The 3,961-nt window shown below is 62.9% G+C and carries 4 protein-coding genes; 3 read left to right on the top strand and 1 reads right to left on the bottom strand.

All coding sequences use genetic code 11. The features are described from left to right. Window positions 1–1,508, bottom strand: a 1,508-nt coding sequence (locus tag ABYW26_RS11640; protein ID WP_372605050.1) for a serine protease, incomplete at its 3' end; no start/stop codon positions are given. Between the two features lie 158 nt (window positions 1,509–1,666). Between ABYW26_RS11640 and ABYW26_RS11645 the strand changes: the two genes are divergently transcribed. The 3 genes from ABYW26_RS11645 to glyS form a co-directional block, all read left to right on the top strand. Continuing rightward, entirely contained in the window at window positions 1,667–2,587 is a 921-nt protein-coding gene (locus ABYW26_RS11645) for a glycine--tRNA ligase subunit alpha (RefSeq protein ID WP_372605051.1), read from the top strand. Next, the gene (locus tag ABYW26_RS11650; protein WP_372605052.1) at window positions 2,584–3,114 is read left to right on the top strand and encodes a DUF6446 family protein; all 531 of its coding nucleotides are present in this window, start codon (window positions 2,584–2,586) and stop codon (window positions 3,112–3,114) included. The genes ABYW26_RS11645 and ABYW26_RS11650 overlap by 4 nt, the downstream gene beginning before the upstream one ends. Next, the coding region (gene glyS, locus ABYW26_RS11655; protein ID WP_372605053.1) for a glycine--tRNA ligase subunit beta at window positions 3,114–3,961 on the top strand (848 nt) is incomplete at its 3' end. The genes ABYW26_RS11650 and glyS, both read left to right, overlap by 1 nt.

Below are 3,961 nucleotides of genomic sequence, written 5' to 3' on the forward strand. Positions count from 1 at the left end.
ACCGGCCCGCCGGCGTCACCGGGCAGGGTGGTCATGTCCAGCCGGTTCAGACCGTCCTCGCCCCCGAGGCCGCGCAGATCGGCCAGCGTGCCATAGGTCAGCACCGGCAGCGTCAGCGCATCGCCATAAGAATAGCCCGCCACGGCGACCTCGGATTTCAGGCGCGGAATGCCGGTTTGGAACGCGGCATAGGCCAGGGGCGACACCAGATGCGCCGGGCGCAGAACCGCAAGGCCCAGCGTGTCGTCGCGGGCCTCAAGCCGGACCTCAAGATCGTCGCCGATGGTGATGCGCTGGCATTGGTTCAGCACCTCGACCGTGGTCAGGACCGTGCCCTTGCCATCGACGTAAAAGCCGCTGCGCGTCAGGCCGGGGCGGCGGATTTCCAGCCCGGACATCAGGTCGGGGTTCTGGCTGCTGTCGCCGGTGCCCAGCATCTCGTCCAGCGCGCTGTCGCCATAGGGGGTCAGGCTGTCCTGCATCACCTGCGCGACATGGCGCATCAGCTTTTCATCCTCGGGTCGCCAGATCAGGGTAAAGCCCTTGATCATGCCATCCTCCAGTGCCGCATAGGTATACGAATGGATTTCAGCATTTTGGCCGGTTAGGGTGAACGACGTTCTGCCACGCTCGCGCGCGCCGTTCAGCGGCACGATTTCAAGCGTCTGCATGATGTCATAGAGGCCAAACAGCGTGTCCTGATCGCCTTTCTGGCTGATCAGCAGCACCCGGACGCCACTATCGTTGCGGCTGTCGTAATGCACAAACGGCGGCTCATAGCGCGAGAATTCGACCTTGGAGGCGGGCAGGGTGATCCGCAGCCCGGCGGCAACATCGTCGATGGTTTTCAGACCCAGCGCTGCGAATTCGGCGCGGTAACCGCCGATCAGCTCGGCCTGCTGGCGGGTGCTGAGAACCCCGGTCGGTTCATAGCCCATCGCCTCTTGATAGGCCGAGATCGCCCGGCGGGTGCCGCTGCCAAAGGCGCCGTCGATGGACGAGTCATAGAACCCGTCCCATTTCAGCGCCTCCTGAATTTCCATTTTCTCGTCCCGGCTCAGCGCGGCTTCGGCGCGGCGCGAGTCGTTCAGCGTTTCAACCGGGGCGGGCTGCACCGGCGTGACAGCAGGGGTCGCGGCAACGGGGGCCACAGGTTCCGGCGCGGTCAGCGGCACGGCGGTCGCGGCACCGCCCACGGGCCAGAACTGTTGGGTGAAATTGCGCCCATCCGCGATATAGGCATCGCGCGGCACCTGACCCTGACGGCGCAGCGCCCGCAGTTGATCGGGCGCATCGTCAGCCGGGTAGGGCCCAAGCGCAATGGCATACCATCCCGATTTCAACTGGAACCCGTTCACATCGGTCAGCGTGCTGGCATAGCCACGGGCGGCGTCCTGAGCCTGTCGCAGGGTCGGCTGGGCTTCGATCTGAAGCCAGACCCGGTCCTGCGCGGCAGCGGGCAAAGCTCCGAGGAAAACCAAAAAGATGACTGAGAAAAACTGACGCATACCTGAAACTGTCCCTCGTTAGTCCGTTAACACCGTCGAATCCAATGCCGAACCTATCAAAGCGACCAGCCAATGCACGTCAATAATCGGTGCGCCCGTTGACCCTGACGCGTGGCTTGCCTATTGAGACGCTGTTTCCGACAGGCGGGCGAATGATCATGAGCGACAGCAAACCTCACAGTTTCCAGGACATCATCCTGCGGCTACAGGCCTATTGGGCGGCCAAGGGCTGTGCCGTGCTGCAACCCTATGACATGGAAGTTGGGGCGGGCACGTTCCACCCGGCGACCACGCTCAGGGCGCTGGGGGGCAATTCATGGGCCGCGGCCTATGTTCAGCCGTCGCGCCGCCCGACCGATGGCCGCTATGGCGAGAACCCGAACCGCCTGCAGCATTATTACCAGTATCAGGTGCTGATCAAACCGTCGCCGCCGGACCTGCAAGAGCTTTACTTAGGCAGCCTCAAGGCCATCGGCATCGACTCGGATCTGCATGACATCCGCTTTGTCGAGGACGACTGGGAATCTCCGACGCTGGGCGCATGGGGTCTGGGCTGGGAGGTCTGGTGCGATGGCATGGAAGTGTCGCAGTTCACCTATTTCCAACAGGTGGGCGGCCATGACTGCAAACCGGTCTCGGGCGAGCTGACCTATGGTCTGGAACGTCTGGCGATGTATGTGCTGGGCGTCGATCATGTGATGGACATGCCGTTCAACGCCCCCGATGCGCCGATCCCGTTGACCTATGGCGATGTATTCCGCCAGACCGAGGCCGAATATTCGCGCTTTAACTTTGACGTGGCCAATACCGAGATCCTGCTCAAGCATTTCGAAGAGGCCGAGGCCGAATGCGAGGCCATCCTCAGCCATCCGGTCGATGACCCGAAAACCGGCAAGAAGATCATCATGGCACATCCGGCCTATGACCAGTGCATCAAGGCCAGCCACCTGTTTAACCTGCTTGATGCGCGCGGCGTGATTTCGGTCACCGAACGTCAGGCCTATATCGGCCGGGTGCGGGCGCTGGCGAAACAATGCGCCGACGCCTTTGTTCAAACCGAAGCCGGGGGCGCAGCGTGAGTGGCAAGATACTGGCGATTTTGATGATTGCGACTGCTGTGATCGCGGGCGCCGCGATGTATTATCTTCAGGTCTATGCCTATTACGACGAGGTGCCGGCAACGTCGCCCGCCGGTCAGGTGCGTCTGACCTCGCTGGCCACCGGTCAGGCCGAACTGGTGCCGGTCGCCGGGTTCAAAGGCATCGACGCCGACAGCTCGCCCCTGCGGTATCGCGCCTGTTTCACCATGCCGACCTCGATCGCCACGCTGACCGAAACCTATGTCGTGCGCGACCACGTTGTGCCGCTGGTCACACCGGGCTGGTTCGATTGCTTTGACGAGGACGAAATCGGCGATGCTTTGGAAAACGGCGATGCCGTCGCCTTTCTGGGGCAGGAGAACGTGATTTACGGGATCGACCGTGTCGTCGCGGTCTTCCCCGATGGCCGGGCTGTGGCCTGGAACCAGATCAACCATTGCGGCGAGGTCGTCTTTGACGGCAAACCTGCGCCCGAGGGCTGCCCGCCCAAGCCGGAGAACCACTGATGCCCGATCTTCTGATTGAACTGTTTTCCGAGGAAATCCCGGCCCGCATGCAGGGCCGCGCCGCTGACGATCTGAAAAAGCGCATGACCGATGCGCTGGTCGAGGCCGGTCTGACCTATAAATCCGCCGGGGCGTTCTCGACCCCGCGCCGCCTGACGCTGGTGATCGAGGGCCTGACCGAAGAAAGCCCGACCCTGCGTGAAGAACGCAAAGGTCCGCGCACCGATGCGCCGGAACAGGCGCTGGACGGGTTCCTGCGCGCCACCGGTCTGAGCAAGGACCAGCTTCAGGCCCGCGACGACAAAAAGGGTCAGGTCTGGTTCGCGGTGGTCGAAAAGCCGGGCCGCAAGGCCGCCGACATCGTGGCCGAGGCGCTGGATGCCACCATCCGCAATTTCCCGTGGCCGAAATCCATGCGCTGGGGCGCGGGCACGCTGCGCTGGGTGCGGCCGCTGCACTCGATCATCTGCATCCTGACGCGCGAGGACGGGGCCGAGATCGTGCCGCTGGACATCGACGGCATTCAGGCGGGCAACGCGACCCGTGGCCATCGCTTCATGGCGCCGGACGCGTTCACTGTGTCGTCCTTTGCCGATTACGCTGCCAAGCTGAAAAAAGCCTATGTGGTGCTGGATCCGGCCGAACGGGCCGAACATATCTGGCATGACGCCACCAATCAGGCCTTTGCGCAGGGTCTGGAAGTGGTCGAAGACAAAGGCTTGCTGGCCGAGGTTTCCGGTCTGGTCGAATGGCCCGTCGTGCTGATGGGCGAAATCGGTGCCGACTTCCTTGGCCTGCCCGCCGAGGTGCTGCAAACCTCGATGCGCGAGCATCAGAAGTTCTTTTC

Source organism: Actibacterium sp., assembly GCF_041584535.1.
In the GTDB taxonomy this organism is placed as follows: domain Bacteria; phylum Pseudomonadota; class Alphaproteobacteria; order Rhodobacterales; family Rhodobacteraceae; genus Actibacterium_D.